Below are 718 nucleotides of genomic sequence, written 5' to 3'. Positions count from 1 at the left end.
CGCCAAGGCCGAACCGGCATCGGCCGAGCCCGGAAGGACCACCTCGGCCAAAGGCGCAAGCGTGAAAACCGGCAAGGACGAATTGGAAGCAAAGACGCACAAGGCCGACGCCGAACAGACGGCGTCGGATACCGCGCCGCTTCAGGACGACCTGCCGCTGCTGATCGCGTTTCATGACCTGCGGCATTTCTCGACAGCGGCCAAGGCAGCAGGGGGCAATGCGGCCACCGGCGAGAATCCGTCGGACCCGGCGCTCGGCGGACAGGCTGCACTGCCAAAGACCTACCGCTCAAAATCGTCGGGCGGACGCGAAGCACTCGAAACCATGTCGAAGCCGGAGCAGGCGTCGATCGTCGACGGACCTTTGACGGCGCTTGACGGTCAGTCGCCGAGCGCTGCCTCCAGCGCGCCAAAACGCGACGTCACAGCGGCGGCTCAGAAGCTGTCGGACGCGCCGGCTGCCGATGTGCCCGGCGTGCCGTCGAAGCCCACCACGAATGCGATGAAGAGCATCGAGGATGTGCGGTCCTCGATGCGTCCCGAAGCGGGAAAACAGTCCCTGTCCGCCGCGCGCATCGACGTGGTGTCGGAACGGAGCTTCCCCGCGCTGCCGCAGGGTCCCATCAGCCAGGCGGCCCTCAATGTGGTCAACGCCATAGCCGCCGACGCCGGGCCGCAAAAGGCGCTTTCAGCCTCACCCACGACCACCCATCTGGCC

General features: G+C 66.7%; 1 pseudogene. It reads left to right on the top strand.

What is annotated here, in order from left to right:
* Positions 1-61 precede the first annotated feature (61 nt).
* Positions 62-718 (top strand): annotated as a pseudogene (locus tag EN914_RS37305) (flagellar hook-length control protein FliK); the annotation flags it as partial.

The sequence above is a fragment of the Mesorhizobium sp. M7A.F.Ca.CA.001.08.2.1 genome (genome assembly GCF_003998455.1).
Lineage (GTDB): Bacteria > Pseudomonadota > Alphaproteobacteria > Rhizobiales > Rhizobiaceae > Mesorhizobium > Mesorhizobium ciceri.
This window is presented reverse-complemented; position numbering and strand designations above follow the sequence as displayed.